This window comes from Spirosoma pomorum (genome assembly GCF_054776615.1).
On sequence record NZ_BAAHBP010000023.1, the window covers coordinates 140,510 to 160,660 of the forward strand.

The 20,151-nt window shown below is 52.6% G+C and carries 15 protein-coding genes; 10 read left to right on the forward strand and 5 right to left on the reverse strand.

Annotated elements, in window-relative coordinates; genetic code table 11:
- Positions 1-89: 89 nt before the first annotated feature.
- The 3 genes from ACYVAD_RS13285 to ACYVAD_RS13295 form a co-directional block, all read right to left on the reverse strand.
- The gene (locus tag ACYVAD_RS13285) at positions 90-2,267 is read right to left on the reverse strand and encodes a GumC family protein (RefSeq protein ID WP_461139984.1); all 2,178 of its coding nucleotides are present in this window, start codon (positions 2,265-2,267) and stop codon (positions 90-92) included.
- Between the two features lie 7 nt (positions 2,268-2,274).
- Positions 2,275-3,069, reverse strand: a complete 795-nt coding sequence (locus ACYVAD_RS13290) for a TolC family protein (RefSeq protein ID WP_461139985.1) — start codon at positions 3,067-3,069, stop codon at positions 2,275-2,277.
- Positions 3,070-3,319: 250 nt separating this feature from the next.
- The gene (locus ACYVAD_RS13295) at positions 3,320-4,510 is read right to left on the reverse strand and encodes a glycosyltransferase family 2 protein (protein ID WP_461139986.1); all 1,191 of its coding nucleotides are present in this window, start codon (positions 4,508-4,510) and stop codon (positions 3,320-3,322) included.
- 434 nt (positions 4,511-4,944) lie between these two features.
- Here ACYVAD_RS13295 and ACYVAD_RS13300 point away from each other — a divergent pair, with 434 nt between their 5' ends.
- From ACYVAD_RS13300 to kdpA (ACYVAD_RS13315), 4 genes are all read left to right on the forward strand, one after another.
- Entirely contained in the window at positions 4,945-6,309 is a 1,365-nt protein-coding gene (locus ACYVAD_RS13300) for a sigma-54-dependent transcriptional regulator (RefSeq protein ID WP_461139987.1), read from the forward strand.
- Between the two features lie 116 nt (positions 6,310-6,425).
- Positions 6,426-8,378, forward strand: coding sequence for a KUP/HAK/KT family potassium transporter (locus ACYVAD_RS13305; protein WP_461139988.1), 1,953 nt, complete (start codon positions 6,426-6,428; stop codon positions 8,376-8,378).
- Between the two features lie 357 nt (positions 8,379-8,735).
- On the forward strand, positions 8,736-8,816 hold the full coding sequence (locus ACYVAD_RS13310) for a potassium-transporting ATPase subunit F (RefSeq protein ID WP_106138070.1): 81 nt from the start codon (positions 8,736-8,738) through the stop codon (positions 8,814-8,816).
- Positions 8,817-8,865: 49 nt separating this feature from the next.
- The gene (kdpA, locus tag ACYVAD_RS13315; RefSeq protein ID WP_461139989.1) at positions 8,866-10,581 is read left to right on the forward strand and encodes a potassium-transporting ATPase subunit KdpA; all 1,716 of its coding nucleotides are present in this window, start codon (positions 8,866-8,868) and stop codon (positions 10,579-10,581) included.
- Here the strand turns inward: kdpA (ACYVAD_RS13315) and ACYVAD_RS13320 are convergent.
- Together ACYVAD_RS13320 and ACYVAD_RS13325 are read right to left on the reverse strand one after the other, a co-directional pair.
- Positions 10,574-10,915: a toxin-antitoxin system TumE family protein gene (locus ACYVAD_RS13320; RefSeq protein WP_461139990.1), complete on the reverse strand. Its 342-nt coding sequence runs from the start codon at positions 10,913-10,915 to the stop codon at positions 10,574-10,576. The two genes, kdpA (ACYVAD_RS13315) and ACYVAD_RS13320, sit on opposite strands and share 8 nt — an antisense overlap.
- The gene (locus tag ACYVAD_RS13325) at positions 10,915-11,211 is read right to left on the reverse strand and encodes a hypothetical protein (RefSeq protein WP_461139991.1); all 297 of its coding nucleotides are present in this window, start codon (positions 11,209-11,211) and stop codon (positions 10,915-10,917) included. Before ACYVAD_RS13325 ends, ACYVAD_RS13320 begins: the two co-directional genes overlap by 1 nt.
- Before the next feature lie 31 nt (positions 11,212-11,242).
- Between ACYVAD_RS13325 and kdpB the strand changes: the two genes are divergently transcribed.
- From kdpB to ACYVAD_RS13355, 6 genes are all read left to right on the forward strand, one after another.
- Positions 11,243-13,297 (forward strand): potassium-transporting ATPase subunit KdpB, encoded by a 2,055-nt coding sequence (gene kdpB, locus ACYVAD_RS13330; protein ID WP_461139992.1) that lies wholly within the window; start codon positions 11,243-11,245, stop codon positions 13,295-13,297.
- Between the two features lie 108 nt (positions 13,298-13,405).
- Positions 13,406-13,969: a K(+)-transporting ATPase subunit C gene (locus ACYVAD_RS13335; RefSeq protein WP_461139993.1), complete on the forward strand. Its 564-nt coding sequence runs from the start codon at positions 13,406-13,408 to the stop codon at positions 13,967-13,969.
- Positions 13,970-14,024: 55 nt separating this feature from the next.
- The gene (gene kdpA, locus ACYVAD_RS13340) at positions 14,025-15,752 is read left to right on the forward strand and encodes a potassium-transporting ATPase subunit KdpA (protein ID WP_461139994.1); all 1,728 of its coding nucleotides are present in this window, start codon (positions 14,025-14,027) and stop codon (positions 15,750-15,752) included.
- A gap of 60 nt (positions 15,753-15,812) precedes the next feature.
- Positions 15,813-16,973 carry a porin gene (locus ACYVAD_RS13345; protein WP_461139995.1) on the forward strand — a complete coding sequence of 387 codons (1,161 nt, stop codon included), beginning with the start codon at positions 15,813-15,815 and terminating at the stop codon, positions 16,971-16,973.
- Between the two features lie 79 nt (positions 16,974-17,052).
- Complete coding sequence (locus ACYVAD_RS13350; RefSeq protein WP_461139996.1) at positions 17,053-18,183, forward strand: sensor protein KdpD; 1,131 nt, start codon at positions 17,053-17,055, stop codon at positions 18,181-18,183.
- Between the two features lie 99 nt (positions 18,184-18,282).
- On the forward strand, positions 18,283-20,055 hold the full coding sequence (locus tag ACYVAD_RS13355) for a sensor histidine kinase (RefSeq protein WP_461139997.1): 1,773 nt from the start codon (positions 18,283-18,285) through the stop codon (positions 20,053-20,055).
- Positions 20,056-20,151 lie beyond the last annotated feature (96 nt).

A 20,151-nucleotide genomic window follows, 5' to 3' on the forward strand; every position in this document is an offset into this window, starting at 1 on the left:
TAAACTACCCCACCAATAGATAGGATAGTCCATCCGATTACCGGTCATGATGGTTGTCGGATGCTCAGCAGGCCAGATTCAGTCGATGGTTATTGCTGAAGTGAACGCTCTGGCCGGACAGGCTCTGGTCCTCCTTTTGTGGGTTGCCCCGATGTGTCGATCAGATTGACGCTTACCCGGTTCAAAATAGCCAGAATCGGTTGTTTCGTTATCCGGATGTACAGGCTCAATAATTGCTTCTCGGCTCGCGCCCAGGTACTATTCGCGTCAACAACGAGCAACGACAACGCACTTCCTTTTAGCAGGAACGTGGGTACCTGATTGTTGATGAGCGGGGGCAGTTCGAGAATGATTCGGTCATATTGTGACGAGTCGAAACCCATTTCGTGATCGATCAGGTAGTCTACGCTCGTTACGTTCATGAAATCGGGCCGAATCGTGTACGGAAAGAACGTAATACCAATCCGATCCTCGCGCCGTTCCCGGCCGGTCGTCTTGGGATAGCAGTAAGCTACCTGTTGATCGGCACCGGTGTACAAGTGAATAAGGCCGCTGGCTACCCAGGTCTTTCCCTGTTTCGGACGGATGCTGAACAAGGTAATAATGGGCGGATACGGTTTGGTTGTCACCTGCGCAATCTCGACGTTGATCGCGTTGAACAGTTGCTCGAACATGCTTTGCGCAGCCCGCGTGATTTTTGAGTAAACCAGTGGCTTTCGAACCGTTGGGAACATTGCCGTAACGGGTAAACCGATTAGTTGTTCGGCCTGCTCCGGCGAGTAGATCCGCTTGTCAAGCCAGAACCGCAGAGCCGTCAGCAACAGCGCTAGGAACAACCCTACGCCAAAGCCAATGATGATCAGCTGGGTGCGCTTGGAGGGCTGGGGGGCCGTCGGGAAGTCCGGGGCATCGACGATTTCCATCGACCCTGTTACCGAGATATCCTGCTGGCGGGTACGGGACTGATCAACGTTATCAAGCAGCGCCATGTATTCTTTTTCGGCTACGCTTAGTGCCCGGTTAAGCTGGCGTAACTGCGAACCCAGTGGGCTATACTCGTCAGTTTTAGCCTGAAACTCGTCCATCCGCTTTTTGTACAATTCCAAACGAGCCGACGATTCTTCGAATTCCAGCGATTTCTCCAGCCGGTCGTTGGCCAGGGTCTGTACGGGCAGGGCGTCAGGATTGGTAGAAGCCGCGTCGTACTTCTGCGCACTGACTTTTAGCTCTTCCGAAGCCTGATTAACGCTGGCCTGCAGCCGATTGATCACAACGCGAGGTTGGCCGTAGGCGCGGGCATTGGCCAGTTTGCTCTCCGCTTCGGTGAGCTTGCGCTGTTTCTCGTTCAGATCGAAGTTCGCCGAGCCTAGGTTGCCCTGCTGGCTAAGTTTCTTGTCGAGGGCATCCAGCGACGCTTTAGCCGCATTTCTGCGCATAAGCTCCTGGTTGTACTCGGTGATGGTTTCTTCGCGCGAGGAGGCTACGTTTCGAGCTTCTTCGTCGTAGTCCAGTACTTTGTGTTTTACGTAAAAAGCCCGCAGGTTGGCCTCGGCCTGATCAAGCGTTTGTTTGGCTTCTTTCAGTTTGTCTTCGTAGTAGGTAACTACGGAATTACTCTCTGATGTCTTGAAGGATGACGACCGCTTGTTAAGTGCTTCAATGGCGTAGGAGAGGGTCTGCTTTGCCACGGCTGGATCACCAGCTTCGTACTCCATCAAAAGGACGTCGTTGGTTGCTTTGCGGGGCGTTGCTTTCAGATTGTCGTTGATGCGTTGCAGCGAATAATACGAATCCGAGGTGTGCAATAGAGATTTGATTGGATTGTCAAACTGAGATTTTGCCAGACTATCCAGCGTCTTACGTAGTTTGACAGGATCACTTTCGTCCATCAGCAATGGTTGCCATTCTGACGGAATATCGTTACGTAACGCTTCAAAACCGGCTGACGATAGCACCAAACTATCTGGCTGCTGTAGCAGTAGGTGGTCCGCCAGCAAGCTCAGACTAATCTGGGTGAGCGTTTCTTTCGACGTAAGTGTGGTCAGCAGGTTATCCAGCGCAACGGACGACCGATCCATGAAACTGTTTTGCTGATCGGACAGGAGAGAAGGACGGGAAACCAGCCCCGTGTAGATGGTCGCCTGTGATTTATAGACCTTTACTTCGTTCCGGGTAAAATACCAGGCCGTGCCAGCGGTGACGCAGGGGATAACGATAAACCAAACTATGTGCTGCTTCAGCAGACGAAGAAAGACCTCAAGATTCATAAGGCTCTTAATAACGTTTCAGTCGTTGGATAGGGACACCGACTAGTGCCTCAAATTGATGTACGCTTTTCAAAAAATCACCCTTAACCTGTTCCGATACAGATTTTGTCTGCACGTATCTGTTTGTCGCACTCGCCAAGATTTCTGCCGAGGCATTCCCCTTTTTGCTTTCAGCTTCGGCAACCCGTAAGGCGGTGAGTGATGACTGTTCGTCGAGCAGGCGAATTTTCAGCATCTGCTGCGCCGTGATCATGTCCTGGTAGATCGTGATCATTTCCCGACGAATCTGTAATTCGATAATATCTTTCTGTACGGCGGCCGCTTTCAGGTTGGACTGAGCCTGACGAACTTGATACTTACGACCAAAAATATCGTAAAGCGTAACGCGGACATCCACCCCGACCCGGTATCCGTTGGCAATCTGTCCCAGAAAGTCACCCTGTGGCAACGTCGCCGAGGACGAAATCAGCGATTGGTTACCTCCCGAATAGTTGGCGTAACCCGATACGTTCTGCAAAACCTGAAACTTAGCCAGTGTTTTAACGGCGTCGAGGGAGTTTACTATTTCGTTCTGATACTTGATGAGGGGCGAAGACGATACGGCAATCTTTACCAGATCGTCGAAGGGCATCAACTGGACGGCAATATCTTTATCGATATCGAGAAACAGCGAGTCATTCCCTACTCCAGAAGACTGACCAAAGGAAACTAACCCCCTGGCACTCCGCGTCTGGCCGAAACTTACCACCGTGGAAAGAACGACGACCAGAACCAGTAGGTTAATCCGAATAGTACTAAACATGGTACAAGCGTAAACGAAAAAATGCATCCTTGTTGCCGTTTGCAGAGGGCGTAACAGCCAGATAGCCATCAGACACAATTTGGGGGTAACAAGTATGGTATTCCTGAACGGTTTATGTAACTTTATCAGTTTGAGAATACTGTTTGTCCTGTCTTTTACCCTTCTTGTCGTCAAATGAGTGCTATCTTTTGACTAGTATTTCCTCTCTTTGTCACAAAGTAAACTTAACTCGATTGAAAAAAATGGTTCCTCAGGGCACCTGCCGGTCGGGGGAACTGGTGTGAGGAGTTGGTAAAAAGCTTTTGAACGCCTTGCGCATGTTGAAAATCGCCTTCGCAAAGCTGAACATAAGTACCGGGACTAGGAGCAATTCTCGTACCGTTAAGCGTTTTCGTAGATAAGATGGTACCGCTGTTATCAAACTAATCATCAGGATGGTCAGGAGTACCAGCGGAAACCCCCAGATTACTGGATTGCTGCTGAACAAACCCAGAGCGGTGCAGATAGCCAGTATGCCGATTAGCAGAACCCGGGGAAGGACAAAAGCCTGTGCGTATTTGAAGCCGCTGGCCAGCCGCCCTTTCGCAAACTCCGACATACCCCGGCGGAAGTAAAAACGCAGAAATTGCCACTGAGCGGCAATCCAGCGGGTGCGTTGATTTTCGAAAACGGCTTTCTGCGCTACTTTTTCATCGTAGATAAACGCCTGCTCCAGATAGCCGATCGTGTGGCCGGCCAAGATCAGATTCATTTCCAGCTCTTTGTCGTAACCGCCCATCGTCCGTAGATGAGCCATCGCTTCCTTCATCAGAGTCGGCTCAATGCCCATGCCCGAACCAATAATTGAGGCTGAAAGACCCAGCGCCCGGCTGCCTTTCCGAACGATGGTATTGTTGATCTCTTCACTGATGGCGTCCAGCACGGCGACACTGGTGTTGGTATTCTTGGCTACCCGGTGGCCCTGCACCGCTCGCCAACCCTGTGAAAAGGCCGTGTTGATGCGATCCAGAAAATCAGGAGCCATGTGATTGTCAGCGTCAGAAACGACAATGATGTCGTACTCCTTATCCGTAATGCGCGACAAGGCTTCGTTAATAGCCTTAGCAACGGTAGATACCGCAAATGACACCTCAAAGATCCGGATGGGATACGTAGCCAACTGGGCCAGTACGTCGGGGTGAATGGAGTCGGCAATGACAATCAGATCATAACGATCATTTGGGTACGTTTGCTGTAGGTTTGTCCGGATCGAATCAACAATGACCGCATTTTCCTTATAAGCTGGTATCAGCACGCCTATTTTACGAAACGTCTGGACTGGGGCCGGATAATTATCGTCCGTGCCACCTGTGTGGCTGGCTGCGGAAAAAATGGCTACGTACAGAACCGTAAGGCCAATGTAACTAAGGAACAGGAGGTAGAATACGTATAGTATATACATAGCTGCAATAGAGAACGAGATCGAACGGGCTGTTTACCCAATCGCGTTACGTATTACGTTAGACGCATAAAGTTACTTTAGGTCTTTCGGTGCGGGCTGGATTGAGAAAAATAATGAGTAGGTTGATTGTTGGTATGTTTATTAATCGGCTGTCGGATTCAAAACAGACTAATCATTGATGCTCAGTATGTGACTGTTAGCCGTTTAAGGGTTTTCGAAAGGCAAGTATACTTATATTTTAAATTTTTTCTAAAACGCCACCGGCTCGTCGGGATCCGATGGCGTTCTGCGACCGCCTGATCTGGTATGCGCAGAGATACTTCCTGGCCGACATCGATGAGAAAGGACACTGCACCGGTGATCAATTTGTCGATTGGCGAACAGACAAGGCCGGTTTGGTGTAAGTTTGTCGCCCACGTACTGAGTGATTGGCTATGCCTGCTACTATTCTGATTATCGACGACGAAACCAAGCTCCGACAATTACTGGCGCGCATTCTACAACTGGAAGGGTATACGCTTCTGGAAGCCGGCGACGCGAAGTCCGGGTTGAAACTGCTGGAGCAGTCGGAAGTACAGCTGGTTATCTGCGACGTAAAACTGCCGGACAAGAACGGGATTGAGTTGTCGGCGCAGATCAAGCAACTCCACCCTGCTACTGAAATCATCCTGCTGACCGCTTATGGAACCATCGCCGACGGCGTGACGGCTATCAAAAATGGCGCGTTCGACTACATCACCAAGGGAGACGATAATGACCGGATCATTCCGCTGGTGAGTCGGGCGGTCGAAAAAGCCAACCTACAATTCCGGATTCAGCAGCTAGAGGCTCAGGTCAGCCAGCGCTACGGATTTGACCGTATTCTTGGCGATTCACCGGCGATTCATCGCGCTATTGATCTGGCACGAAAAGTGGCCAGTACGGACACCACGGTGCTGCTAACCGGCGAAACCGGGACAGGAAAAGAAGTGTTTGCGCAGGCGATTCACTACGCCAGTCCGCGTCGAACCGGTCCCTTTGTGGCAATTAACTGTGGGGCGTTGGGAAAAGATATTCTGGAGAGTGAGCTGTTTGGTCACCGGGCGGGGGCGTTTACGGGGGCTGGTCGCGATCAGAAAGGCTTGTTTGCTGAAGCGAACAAGGGCACTATATTTCTGGACGAGATCGGTGAGATGCCACTCGAACTACAGGCCAAGCTGCTGCGGGTGCTGGAAACCCACGAATTTTTGCGGGTAGGTGACACCAAGCCGACAAAGGTGGACGTACGCGTGCTGGCGGCTACCAATCGGGGGCTGGCCCAGGAGGCCGATGCGGGGCTATTTCGTTCGGATCTGTATTACCGGCTGTCCGTTTTCACGATTGAGCTACCGCCGTTACGTAGTCGCCCAAACGATATTCCGGAACTAGTCCGCTACTTTGTGTCACAGCAGGCCGCTAAGCTAGGCAAGCGAAACCTGCAACTTAGTCCCGAGTTCGTTCAGGTTTTGCAGCGACAACCCTGGAAAGGAAACATCCGGGAATTGAAAAACGTCATCGAACGCGCTGTTATCCTGGCTGATGAGTCGACGCTACTGCCCGATGACCTGCCGTACGACATGCAACGGAAGGATCTGTCGGGAGAAAGGCAGGGAAAAGGAACATCGGATGAAAATACCTTCAATTTGGCTGAGCTGGAACAGCGGCAGATCAAACGGGCTTTGCAACACACGCAGGGCAACAAAGCCGAGGCAGCCCGGCTACTGGGTATTGGTCTGACGAGCCTGTATCGCAAGCTGGCCGATAACAATTCCCAAGTCTAGCACAATAGGCCCGCCACCTGATCCTTTACGGGGAATACAAACCTACCGAACCGCCTGTCACATTTTTTTGAACACAAAGCTGTGCTGGAAGTAGTACGTAAGGAAAAATTCCCCATATGACTTCGCATCACACAGTTGATAAAGTATCACCCCAGGGATTGCTGATTGCCATTGGTATTGTGTTCGGCGATATTGGAACGTCGCCACTCTATACCATTTCTGCCGTTGTTCGCGGTCACGCGTTATCCGAAACCCTGGTGCTGGGAACCTTGTCCTGCATTATCTGGACCCTAACCCTACAGACGACAATTAAATACGTCATTATTACGCTACGGGCTGACAACAAAGGGGAGGGAGGCATCTTTTCGCTGTACGCTTTAGTTCGGCGGTATTCGGGGCGCTGGCTTATGGTGCCGGCCATCGTGGGGGGCGCTTTCCTGCTGGCCGATGGGCTGATCACCCCGCCTATTTCCGTCGCATCAGCCATTGAAGGACTACTCATCTATTATCCCAAGCTCGACACGGTACCCATCGTTGTTGGTATTCTGATTGCCTTGTTTGTAGGGCAGCAGTTTGGCACCCAGCAGCTTGGTCGGTTATTCGGTCCTGTCATGCTGGTCTGGTTTACGTTTATCGGAGCCATTGGGCTGTACGCGCTGCTCAGCGAACCTTCGGTCCTGAAAGCAATAAATCCCTACTATGGCTACCGGTTTCTGCACGACTATCCAGGCGGTTTCTGGCTACTGGGTAGTGTCTTCTTGTGTACGACGGGGGCCGAAGCACTTTATTCGGATATGGGGCACTGTGGCCGGGGTAACATCCGGGTGAGCTGGGTGTACGTAAAAACGACACTGGTGTTATCCTACGCTGGACAGACCGCTTACCTGATGCAGCACTTGGGGGGAAAGATCAGCGAGTCGGGTGCGTTTTATAGTACCGTACCACCTTCGCTGACAATATTCAGTATCATCATCGCCACACTGGCGACAATCATCGCGTCGCAGGCGCTGATTAGCGGGGCTTTTACGTTGGTGGGCGAGGCCATGCGTTTGGATTTCTGGCCCCGACAGCGCGTGGCCTATCCGTCCGACGAGCGGGGGCAATTGTACGTTCCTTTTGTTAACTGGGGGCTGATGATAGGCTGTATCCTGATCGTGCTTCACTTTCGCGAGTCGAAAAATATGGAAGCTGCGTTCGGGCTGGCGGTGACGCTGACTATGCTTATGTCAACGCTCCTGATCAGCGCGTATCTGCTCGTGAAACGGGTAGACAAAGTAGCTATCATAGCTATAACGGCTGTCTTTCTGACCGTTGAAATTACGTTCCTGATTGCTAATCTGGTCAAATTTGAGGAGGGAGGCTGGATTTCGGTTACGTTGGGATTGCTGCTGATGACCATGATGGTATTCTGGTACCAGGGCGAACGGCTGACCAGCAGCCTGACACGGTACGATACGTTACCGGGCAACTTGCCTGCACTCAAAGAACTAAGTAACGACACCAGCATTCCTAAGTATTCAACGCATCTGGTGTATTTGACTTCCGCTGACGACTACAACCAGATAGAGAACGAAACCCTGTTTTCTATCCTGAATCGCGCTCCCAAACGCGCTGATATGTACTGGTTTATTCACGTTTGCGTCGAAGATGAACCCTACGGAATGCGGTACAAGGTTGATACGCTGGCCCGTGAGGATGCGTATTTCGTTACGTTCTACCTTGGTTTTCGGATCGAACCCCGACTGAACTTGTTGTTCAGACAGGTAGTACAGGACATGGTAGCCAACAAGGAGGTGACTATTGAAACCAAATACCGCTCGCTAAACATCCACCGCATCGGTGGTGATTTCCGGTTTGTCTTATTTCGCAAGTTTATTTCGTACGACAATGACCTAACAATCGTGCAACGCCTGATCATGACGGGTTATCTGTTGCTGAAACGCATCGCGCTGTCGACTCAGGAAGCGTACGGGCTTGACACTAGTAATGTCGTAACCGAAGCCGTTCCACTCGTCATTCGTACGCCCAAACACTTGCCTATGAGTCGGATTCCCTCTCACCTGCAGTAATCATTTGATCAAGATAAGGCAGTTCAGCAACCTGAAACACCGGAGGCAGATACCAATCTGGTTTGCCAAAATGAAAACGGACCTTACCAAAATGGTAAGGTCCGTTTTCATTTTGGCCTCCTGAGAAGGACTAGCTTATTTGTAAGTATTTGTTAGTTAGGGTATTATCTGTGAAATTCAGGGTCGGTGAAAAGATGGACTACTTTTTGGCATTACCAGAGCAAATCAAACTAATAAGCTCAAAACAATGAGTACTCTTCTGATTCTGATTGGTTCGGCACTGCTCTGCTTTATCGCGTTCTATAAAGCCATTGAGTGGTTCGAGCATATCTAAGTCAATTGCAAATCTGACATCCCATGATCACGCTCCTGTTTGTCGTAGCCCTGCTGGTATTCGCCTACATGCTCTACGTCCTCATCAAACCTGAACAATTCTAACGAGTGAAGCTATCAATTCGCTCATTCACAATTCACTCATTCGCTCAATATGTTTTCTGAATGGATAGGTATCGCAGTGATGTACGGACTGACCGTGCTGCTGGCGATTCCACTGGGCAAATTCATCGCGAACGTGTTCGCTGATAAGCCTACTATACTTGACTTTATGCGACCCGTCGAACGGCTGATTTACCGGCTCGGTGGTATCGACGAAACGCAAGACATGAGCTGGAAGGCCAACCTGCTGGCTTTGCTGACGATCAACGCTGTATGGCTGATTTACGCCTTTGTATTATTACTGGTGCAGGGAAGCCTACCGCTCAATCCCGATGGTAACCCATCGATGTCTCCAGATCTGGCGTTCAACACGGCCATCAGTTTTCTGGTCAACTGCGACCTGCAACACTACTCCGGCGAATCGGGCGCTACGTATTTGACACAGCTTGGGGTATTTAACTTCCTGATGTTTGTGTCGGCTGCAACGGGTATTGCCGCGCTAATACTAATTGTGCGGTCGTTTCTCCCAAAAAGCGTTGAAACGGTTGGTAACTTTTACGTCTACTTCGTGAAAGCCATCACCCGGATTTTGCTGCCGCTGTCATTGGTGTTAGCTCTTGTGCTGGTGTTCAATGGTACGCCCGCTAGCTTCGACGGGAAAGATAGTATTGTCATGATGCAGGGTGATACCGTCGGTGTATCGCGAGGACCAGCGGCTGCTATGATCGGTATTAAACACATCGGTACCAATGGTGGCGGCTACTTCGGTGCCAACTCAGCACACCCGCTAGAGAACCCCAACTACCTGACCGACATGGCCGAAATGGTCGCGCAGGTCATCATTCCGATTGCGATGATTTTCGCACTGGGCTTCCTGATCAACCGAAAGAAATTTGCCCTAATGATTTACGGCGTCATGACCATCGGTGTGCTGATGCTACTGGTGCCGACGCTTATCAGTGAATTACACGGCAACCCGGCGATTGCCCGTATGGGTGTGGCGCAACCAACCGGCGCGATGGAAGGCAAGGAAGTTCGCTTTGGACCGGTGGCGTCGGGCTACTGGAGTATCCTGACGACTGTTATCTCGACGGGTTCAGTCAACTCCATGCACGATTCGTCGATGCCAGTATCGGGTATGATGCAACTGCTGGGTATGATGACCGGCGCGTTCTACGGTGGCTGCGGGGTCGGTATTCTGAACTTCTATTACTTCCTGATAATCGCGGTCTTTATTTCGGGTCTGATGGTCGGCCGGACGCCGGAATTTTTCGGTCGAAAAGTGGAAGCGCGGGAAATCAAGATCGCGTCGATTGTGGCACTTGTCAGCACGCTGCTCGTCAAAGGTGGTACGGCGCTGGCGGCCTGGATATTCGTTAATTACCCGAATGCCGACTGGGCAGTAAAGCCGTCGGCCTGGCTGAACAACCCCGGCTATCACGGCTTCTCGGAGATGCTCTACGAGTTCACGTCCGCCAATGCCAACAACGGATCGGGTTTTGAAGGACTGGGCGACAATAACTTTTTCTGGAACTACGCGACGGGAATTGTCTTGCTGCTGGGTCGTTTCCTACCCATTATCGGCCCGGTAGCGATTGCGGGTTTGCTGGCCCGGAAGAAATACGTACCGGAGTCGAGTGGTACGCTGCCAACGGACAATGGTACGTTTGGGCTGATGGTCTTCGCAGTCATCATGATTATCACAGCGCTGTCGTTCTTCCCGGCCCTTACGCTGGGTCCGCTGGCCGAGTATTTCAGCCTTAAGTGATGCGCTGTTCGATAATGGTCAGCACGTCGGTCAGCGTCATCGGCTCCGACGGCTGCACATTATCTTCCGAGCCGACATGCTGATGGTGGGGCGAGGTGGGAAAGGGAACTTCATGGGCGTTATCCCAACGGTGAATAAGCTGGTTATCGGCGGTTTGCCAATGGTAAGAATAATCGATCCAACTAGACAGCGTTACGTAGTTCTCGCGCACGTGGAGCACCGACGAATCTTTGAAGGTAATCGACATACGAAGCCTACGAGTGGCTCGTCCCTGCTGAATCTGTTGGTCAGTTGAGAACGCAATAAGCTGATCAAATGGAGAAAGGTCGTGCATCAGGATACAATTTTTGCCAGCCGTCTTTCGATTTCGCGAAGTTCAGCCAGTTCAGCCCGCCAGTCCATGATGTCGTCTTCCCGTTCAAACAAACCAAACTGGGTCAGGTCGTTGAAACGCTTGTCAAACTCCTCATAGCGCATCCCGTATTTCGCTTCAAATGCGTCGATCCGGTCGCTGCAGACTTTGAGTTCTCGCAGTAACTCTTCCTGCATCTTTTTGATGGCATAATCAGTGCTCGATGAGTACCCTGCTTTCTGAAATACCTGCTCGATAGAAGCCTGTTCGACGGTCATATCCAAAATCTGTTTTTCAAAGATAACTAAAATGGCAACCCAATCTTCTTCTCCCAGTTTGTTCCAGGGCGACCTCGTTCGAACGGCCATCCGGGAGTCATTTGTCAAATTAAACCCGGCAATTCTGATCAAGAACCCGGTTATGTTTACCGTCGAAGTCGGCACGCTGATCATGGTGCTGGTGACGATATACATCGGCGTATCGGGCGATCAGACGCAGGGCTCGCTGGTCTATAATATCACCATTACGCTGATTCTGCTGCTGACGCTGCTGTTCGCCAACTTCGCCGAAGCCATTGCCGAAGCACGTGGGAAAGCACAGGCAGAATCGCTGCGCAAAACCCGGCAGGAAACGCCCGCCAAGGTAATTCGGCCCGTGGGTAATATGTACACGAATGAGGTCCAGACAATTTCGTCGGCGCAGCTCAAAAAAGGCGACGTTTTCCTGTGCGAGCCGGGTGATATCATCCCGTCGGACGGTGAAATTATCGAAGGGCTGGCTACCATTGACGAGTCGGCGATTACGGGTGAATCGGCTCCGGTTATTCGCGAAGCGGGTGGTGACAAATCGTCGGTGACGGGTGGTACGAAAGTGCTGTCGGACCGGATTAAAGTACAGGTGACGACGCAGCCGGGTGAGTCGTTTCTCGACAAGATGATCGCGCTGGTCGAGGGCGCGTCTCGGCAGAAAACGCCGAACGAGATCGCGCTGACCATCTTACTAGCGGGCTTCACGCTGATCTTCATCATCGTCTGCGTCGCGCTCAAACCGTTCGCCGACTACGCCAATACGCCCATCACCATCGCAGCCCTGATCTCCCTGTTCGTCTGTCTGATCCCCACCACCATCGGTGGACTGCTGTCGGCCATCGGTATCGCCGGTATGGACCGGGCACTGCGGGCCAACGTAATTGCGAAGTCGGGACGGGCGGTAGAAACGGCGGGTGACATTGATACGTTGCTGCTGGACAAAACGGGGACGATTACCATCGGTAACCGGAAAGCGACCAATTTCTACCCCGCACCGGGTGTCAAGCAGGCGGATATGGTACGGATTGCGGCTTTGAGTTCGCTGGCCGACGAAACCCCCGAAGGGAAGTCGATTGTCGAACTGGCCGGACAGGATGTCACGCGGCATCTGAATACGGAAGGGTCAAAATTGATCAAGTTTACCGCCGAAACGCGTTCATCAGGCATTGATCTAGTAACCGGCGAGCGTATCCGTAAAGGGGCGACCGATTCGATTCGGAACATCGTTGAGCGCGCCGGTAATCACTTTCCGGCGGAGACAGAGGCGAAAGCCAAGGAGATTGCGGCTAACGGTGGTACACCGCTGGTCGTGACGGAAAACGAGGAAGTGAAAGGCGTAGTCGAATTACAGGATATCATCAAACCCGGTATCGCCGAACGTTTCGACCGCCTGCGGAAGATGGGTGTTAAGACGGTGATGGTAACGGGTGACAACCCGCTGACGGCCAAGTTTATCGCGGAGAAAGCGGGCGTTGATGACTTCATTGCCGAAGCCAAGCCGGAAGATAAGATGCAGTATATCCGCCACGAACAGACCGGCGGTAAGCTGGTGGCGATGATGGGCGACGGTACCAACGATGCGCCTGCCCTGGCTCAGGCCGATGTAGGTGTGGCCATGAACTCGGGTACGCAGGCGGCCAAGGAAGCTGGCAACATGGTCGACCTCGACAACGACCCGACCAAGCTGATCGAAGTCGTTGAAATTGGCAAGCAGCTGCTCATCACGCGTGGTACCCTGACGACCTTCAGTATCGCCAACGACGTGGCCAAGTATTTCGCCATCGTACCGGCGCTATTTATTACGTCGATTCCGGCGCTCCAGGCCATCAACATCATGCGACTGCACAGCGCCGAGTCGGCCATCCTGTCGGCAGTTATTTTCAACGCAATCATCATTCCGATGCTGATTCCGCTGGCCCTGCGCGGTGTCGAATACAAACCCATCGGTGCATCGGCGCTGCTGCGGCAGAACCTGCTGCTCTACGGCGTCGGTGGCGTCATTGCTCCCTTCATCGGTATCAAGCTGATTGACATGGTAGTCGGGTTGTTTGTGTAAAAACGTAGAAGAAAGAAAATAGACAAAAGAAGAAAGATTGTCGCTGAAAGAGCGGGTAAAATGCACCCCTCTTTCGTCAAGCATCTTTCTTCTTTCATCCCAATAGTCATGAAAACGAATCTCATTCCTGCTATACGCCTGACTGTGGTCATGCTCATTCTTACGTCCGTTATCTATCCGCTGTTGGTGGCGGGCATTGCCAAACTGGCACCCGGTGGCGGCAAAGGCGTTACGGTCGAAGCAAAAGGCCGGGTTGTCGGCTACGCGCTGATCGGGCAGAAGTTTACCGACGATCGCTATTTCAACTCACGTCCGTCGGCGGTCGACTATAACGCGGCTGGCTCGGCCGGCTCGAACAAAGGCCCGTCGAACCCCGACTACCTGAAAACCGTACAGGCTCGTATCGACACCTTCCTGGTCCACAACCCCACGGTGAAGAAAGCCGATATTCCGGCCGAACTGGTTACGGCGTCTGGCTCCGGTCTTGATCCCGATCTGTCGCCCGCAGCGGCTAAAATTCAGGTCGCCCGTATCGCGAAAGTACGTAGCCTGTCGGCAGAACGGCTGAACCAATTGGTCGATGCCAACACGAATGGGCCATTAATGGGACTGTTCGGCCCGGCAACCGTGAACGTGCTGAAACTGAACGTCGCGCTCGACCAACTCAACTAACCTAACGTACCGGTCTGTCCGGTGGTTCACCGGACAGTGCCGGGGTGAATCGGAAATGACGAGTGAATTAATTGGCTTCGCGCTCCTGTTCGGTACGGCTGTTGGTCTGGCCGTGCTGATCGGGCGCTACCTGAGTCGGGTGTTCCGACACGAAGCGAGCTTACTCGATGGGCTGGCCCCGCTTGAACGACTCTTGTTCCGCCTGATCAGTGTCGACCCTACCCGGCCGATGCCTTGGTCGCAGTACCTGGGGGCAGTGGCGGTAACGAGCATGGTCTGGCTGGTACTGGCCGTCGCCCTGCTCATGACACAGACGCAGATTCCTGTCTGGAATCAGGGTGGGATTGCGCCGATGGACTGGACGCTGGCGCTGAATACGGCGGTCAGCTTTCTGACCAGTACGAACCTGCAGCATTATTCGGGCGAAAGCGGAGCGACGTACTTCTCACAGCTGGTGGTGCTGATGTTCCTGCAATTCGTGTCGGCCGCGACGAGCCTGACGGTAGGGGTAGCCCTGGTGCGGTCATTACGGAGCGAGTCGGGAGCGAGCCCCGGTAATTTCTACGGCGATCTGGTGCGTTCTCTCACGAGGGTGTTACTGCCTCTATCGTTGCTGATTGCCGTCGGGCTGGTGTTTGCGGGTGTACCGATGACCTTTGCGCCCTACGACACCATCCAGACGTTGCAGGGCGACCTGGTATCCGTTGCGCGTGGACCGGTCGCGGCTATGCTGCCGATCAAGCACCTGGGCTCGAACGGGGGCGGGTTCTTCGGCACGAACACGGCGCATCCGTTCGAGAATCCGGGGATGGTAACCTACTGCCTGCACCTGATTACCGTGTTTCTGCTGCCGATGGCGTTTGTCTGCTTCGTTGGGGACTACCTGAACCGGCGGAAACTGGGTGTCATCATCTTCACGTTGATGACCGGTTGCTGGCTTCTGCTTACGATTCCGATCATGCAGCAGGAGTGGGCGGGTAATCCGGCCCTCAGCGCATTGGGAATCGATCAGTCGGCGGGGAGTCTGGAAGGGAAGGAAATGCGGTTCGGCACGTTGGCGTCGGCCTTCTGGTGTGGCGTCAACGTCGTTATTCCAGCCGGAACACTCACCTCGATGCACGATAGCTATACGTCCTTGTCAGGACTATTTATGTTGCTGGGGATGCAGATCGACGCCTTTTACGGCGGGGTCGGAACGGGGTTCATGTACCTATTTTTGTACATCATCATCGCCATTTTCATTGGTAGCCTGATGATTGGCCGGACCCCCGAGTTACTAGGCAAGAAAGTCGGACAGACCGAAATTCAACTGGCTGTCGGCGTTATCGTCGCGCAGCCACTGATCTACCTGGGTCTGACAGCCGTTGCCGTACTGATCGTTAGTCAGGCACCTAACGGCGGTGTAGCGCTGGGGTGGCTTAGCAGTCGGACTGCTGGTCCGAACGGTTACCACGGGTTCACCACCATGCTGTACGAATACGTATCGTCGGTGGCGGGCAACGGGTCAGGTTTTGAAGGATTGGGCGATAACACGCCGTTCTGGAACCTGACGACGGCGCTGGCGATGCTACTGGGCCGGTTTATTCCGATCGTTGGCACACTGCTGATTGGTGCGCAACTGTATCAAAAGCCATTTGTCCCGAGTTCATCCGGTACACTGCCTACGGAATCGTATACCTTCGGCGCGCTGCTGTTTATCGTCATTGTTATTATCGGCGCGTTGTGTTTCTTTCCGGCACTGGCCATCGGTCCGATTGCCGAGTACCTGACGCAGCCGAGATAAGTTTACTGGATTACTGAATACAACAAAACCAACGAGTCTGTCCTGTGCGGACCAACAACCATGAAACGTATTGCCCAATTTTTCTCCCTTGCTGCCGTACCGTTGCTGACGGTCTCGGCGATCGCCCAAACTACCGACACGACTACCACGTCGGCACCAACGCAGGCTGCGACAGTAGCTGCGCCAAATTCCGGCCTGACAATGTCGGGTTATGTGGAAGCGTATTACACCCACGATTTTACAGCCCCGAAAACCGATCAGGAGCGGCCTGGTTTTCTGTACAATCACAAACGGAACCGGGAAGTCAATGTCAACCTGGCGTTTCTGAAAGCCGCCTACGCAACGGAGCGGGTGCGGGCGAATCTGGCGGTGCAGGTGGGTACCTACGCGCAGTATAACTATGCCGCTGAACAGGGGTTGCTGAAAAACGTGTTCGAAGCGAACGCGGGGGTAAAGCTGGCAAAGAACCGCAATCTGTGGCTCGACGCCGGTATTTTCTCGTCGCACATCGGTTTTGAAAGTGCTATTTCGAAAGACTGTTGGACGTTGACCCGCAGTATACTGGCCGAAAACTCACCCTACTACCTGTCGGGCGCGAAACTGACCTACAACAGCCCAAATGGCAAATGGACCTTGCTGGGGTCGGTACTCAACGGCTGGCAGCGTATCGCCAAACTGCCGGGCTACAGTGGCATGGCCGTTAGCACGCAGGTGCAATATCGCCCGTCATCGATGGTGACGCTGAACTGGAGTAGCTTCCTGGGCAGCGACCGGCCGGATTCACTGAAGCAGGGCCGCTTTTTCAACAACCTGTACGCCATCATCAACCCTACGGGTAAGTTTGGGATAATCCTCGGCTTCGATATCGGTGCCGACCGCAAACCGGTGATCAACGCAATGACCGATCAGCGGGTAGGCAGTGGCTCGTATGTCTGGTATTCACCCGTTATCATTGCCCGCTACAAAACATCCGACAAGAGTTACCTCAACGGTCGCGTCGAGTACTACGATGATAAAAATGGGGTGATCATTGCCACGAATACGGCCAACGGATTCCAGACGCTGGGTTACTCGCTGGGTTACGATTACGGAATCCTACCCAACGCCCTGTTCCGCATCGAAGGTAAAGTGTACGACAGCAAAGACGCTATTTTTTCAACCGACTCAGGGGCCAGCAGAACCAATATTTCGTTGACAACCAGCCTGGCCATTAGTTTTTAAGGTATAAGCGGTCTGGGTGTCACTGTACCAACACCTAGACCGCCCGCTGTAAACTGTAAATCGATTCCTGTAAACCGCCATGCTCCCTGACCAACGCGATCAATCGGCTGACAATTTCCTCCGGCTTATCCAACAGTCGCGACGGGGGAAATTCAAGGTGTATATCGGCATGAGTGCGGGTGTGGGTAAGACCTACCGGATGTTACAGGAAGCCCACGCGCTATTGCGAAGTGGTGTCGACGTACAGATTGGATTTGTCGAAACGCACAACCGGGCCGAAACGCACGCGCTGATCGACGGTTTGCCGATCATTCCGCGCCGGACACTGTTCTACAAAGGACGCGAGCTGGAAGAAATGGACGTGCAGGCGGTGCTGAACCGGCACCCCGAGATCGTGATCGTTGATGAACTGGCGCATACGAACATTCCCGGCTCAAAAAATGAGAAGCGCTGGCAGGACGTATTCGAGATTCTCGACGCGGGCATCAACGTCATCAGCGCGGTTAACATTCAGCATATCGAAAGTCTGTACGATGAAGTTCACGCCATCACGAGCGTCGACGTAACGGAACGGGTGCCTGATCGTGTGCTGCAAACCGCTGACGAGGTGGTAAACATCGACCTGACGGCCGACGAGCTGATTACCCGGCTCAAGGAGGGTAAGATTTACGACCCCGGTAAGGTGCAGACGGCGCTGGCCAACTTCTTCCAGTCGGAGAAAATTTTGCAGCTGCGCGAACTGGCTCTGCGCGAAGTAGCGTCGGCCGTCGAACGAAAAATTGATACGATCCTGCCGCCGGGCACGCTACCCAAGAACGAACGGTTCCTAGCGGCCATCAGCAGCAATCACCAGATGGCCCGACGCGTTATCCGAAAAACCGCCCGGCTGGCGGCTTATTACAACTCGCGCTGGTTTGTGTTGTACGTGCAGACACCGTCGGAGAGCGCCGATCGCATTAAACTCGACGTGCAGCGGCACCTAATCAACAACCTAAAACTGGCTACCGAACTGGGCGCGGAAGTGATTCAGGTCAAAAGCGATCACATTGTCAACAGCATCATGGATGAACTCAAACAGCGCAACGTAACGACCCTCTGCATCGGCAAACCGCATTTCAGCCTGATTCAAATTATCTTACGCACGAGTGCGTTCAATCAACTGCTCAATAAACTCGCCGATTCTGACACGGACCTGATCATTCTATCCTAGCAAATTGTGAATGAGCGAATGAGTGATTGAGTGAATATGGTTAATGCAGACCAGTCGCTCAATCACTCATTCGCTCAATCACTCATTCACCATTAGCCTATGTCTCTCAAAACAAAAATATCGCTGTCACTGGTCTTTCTGTTCGGTATTAGTCTGGTACTGGGCGGGCTGGGAGCGTATTATCTGAACCGATTGTCTGCGGATTCGCAGGCCATTCTGAAAGATAATTACATATCGCTTGAGTACGTCAGCAATATGGAGAAGGCGCTGACCGACCTGGATGACCCCGACGCACTGGCGGATTTTGATCAGAACTTGCGGAAGCAGGAGGCTAATGAGACTGAGATAGGAGAACAGGAACTGACCAGTTCCCTCCGGCAGGAATTCAAACGGTTGCAAACGGGACAGTATGAGCCGTCGACCATCAATAAAATACGACAGAATCTGTTCGCTCTGGATGATTTGAACCGGCAGGCGAGCATGCGAAAGAGTCGGATTGCTGAGCAAACTGCCAAAGACGCGCTAGGTTGGCTGGCTTCCGTCGGGACACTGTGTTTTCTGGTGGTACTCTCGTTCGTTATCAATATTCCCAGTTATATCGCCAATCCGTTACGTGAGTTGACAAGGGGAATTAAGCAGGTTGCCAGTCGCAACTTTGAGGAACGACTGCACTTCCGGTCCAGCGATGAATTTGGCGAACTCGCTCAGTCATTCAATTCAATGGCGCAGAAACTCGACGAGTACGAACACTCGAATCTGGCCCGGGTATTGTTCGAGAAAAAACGACTGGATACGCTGCTGGAAATCATGGCTGACGGCATTATTGGACTAGACGAAAAGCGCCGTGTTTTATTCGTGAACTCCGTTGCTGAGCGGTTATTGGGTATTGATCGGAACCGGATCATCGGGCAGTACGCTCCCGACGTAGCCACGGGTAACGACCTGATGCGGAAACTAATTCAGGACATTATGCGGCCTGAGGTGAATAAGGAACTGACGCTGGCTGAATCAATAGACCAGACGGCTAATTTGTTGAAAATTTACGATGCCAGCCAGGGGGAGAAGGGGAAGGAAAGCTACTTCACGAAGCAAATTCACACGGTGGACGTAACGCCAACCGGTGAAACGGATACCGTGCCCGCTGGCTACGTGATTGTGTTGCAGAACGTAACGCCGTATAAAGAGCTGGATCTGGCCAAGACAAACTTTATTGCGACCGTCTCCCACGAACTGAAAACGCCCATTGCAGCCATTAAAATGAGTCTGAAACTCTTGCAGGACAAGCGGCTAGGAAGTTTAAACGAAGAGCAGCAGGGGCTGGTGACACACGTGCAGGACGATGCCGACCGATTGCTGAAACTTACCGGCGAATTGCTGAACATGGCGCAGGTCGAATCCGGACAGATCCAACTACAAATTCAGGCTGTCGCTCCGGCCGAACTGGTTCAGATGGCCACCTACGCGTTACGAGCGCAGGCAGAGCAAAAGCAGATTCGTTTTGCGGTCGATTTATCACCCAAGCTGCCCGCCGTATGCGCCGACCCGGATAAGGCGTCGTGGGTACTGGTTAATTTCCTGTCCAACGCGGTACGGCACAGTCCGACGAATGCCGTCATTGATATCAGCGCGCGCTCCGTTGGTAAGCAGGTCGAATTTACCGTTCGCGACTATGGTCCGGGCTTGCGTCCTGAACACCGCGACCGTGTGTTTGATCGGTACTTTCGCGCACCAGGCCTCAATGGGCAGGTGAGTGGTACGGGACTTGGTTTGGCTATCTCCAAAGAATTTATTCAGGCGATGAGTGGCCATATTGGTTTGCATGATGACGTTCAACCCGGCGCTTCGTTCTATTTTCGGTTGAGCGCTGCCTAAACCGATAGTATCAATAAACGATACGTAATAAACAGTAAGCCCCGCCCGAACAATATATTGTTCGGGCGGGGCTTACTGTTTATCTAGAAAACGCTT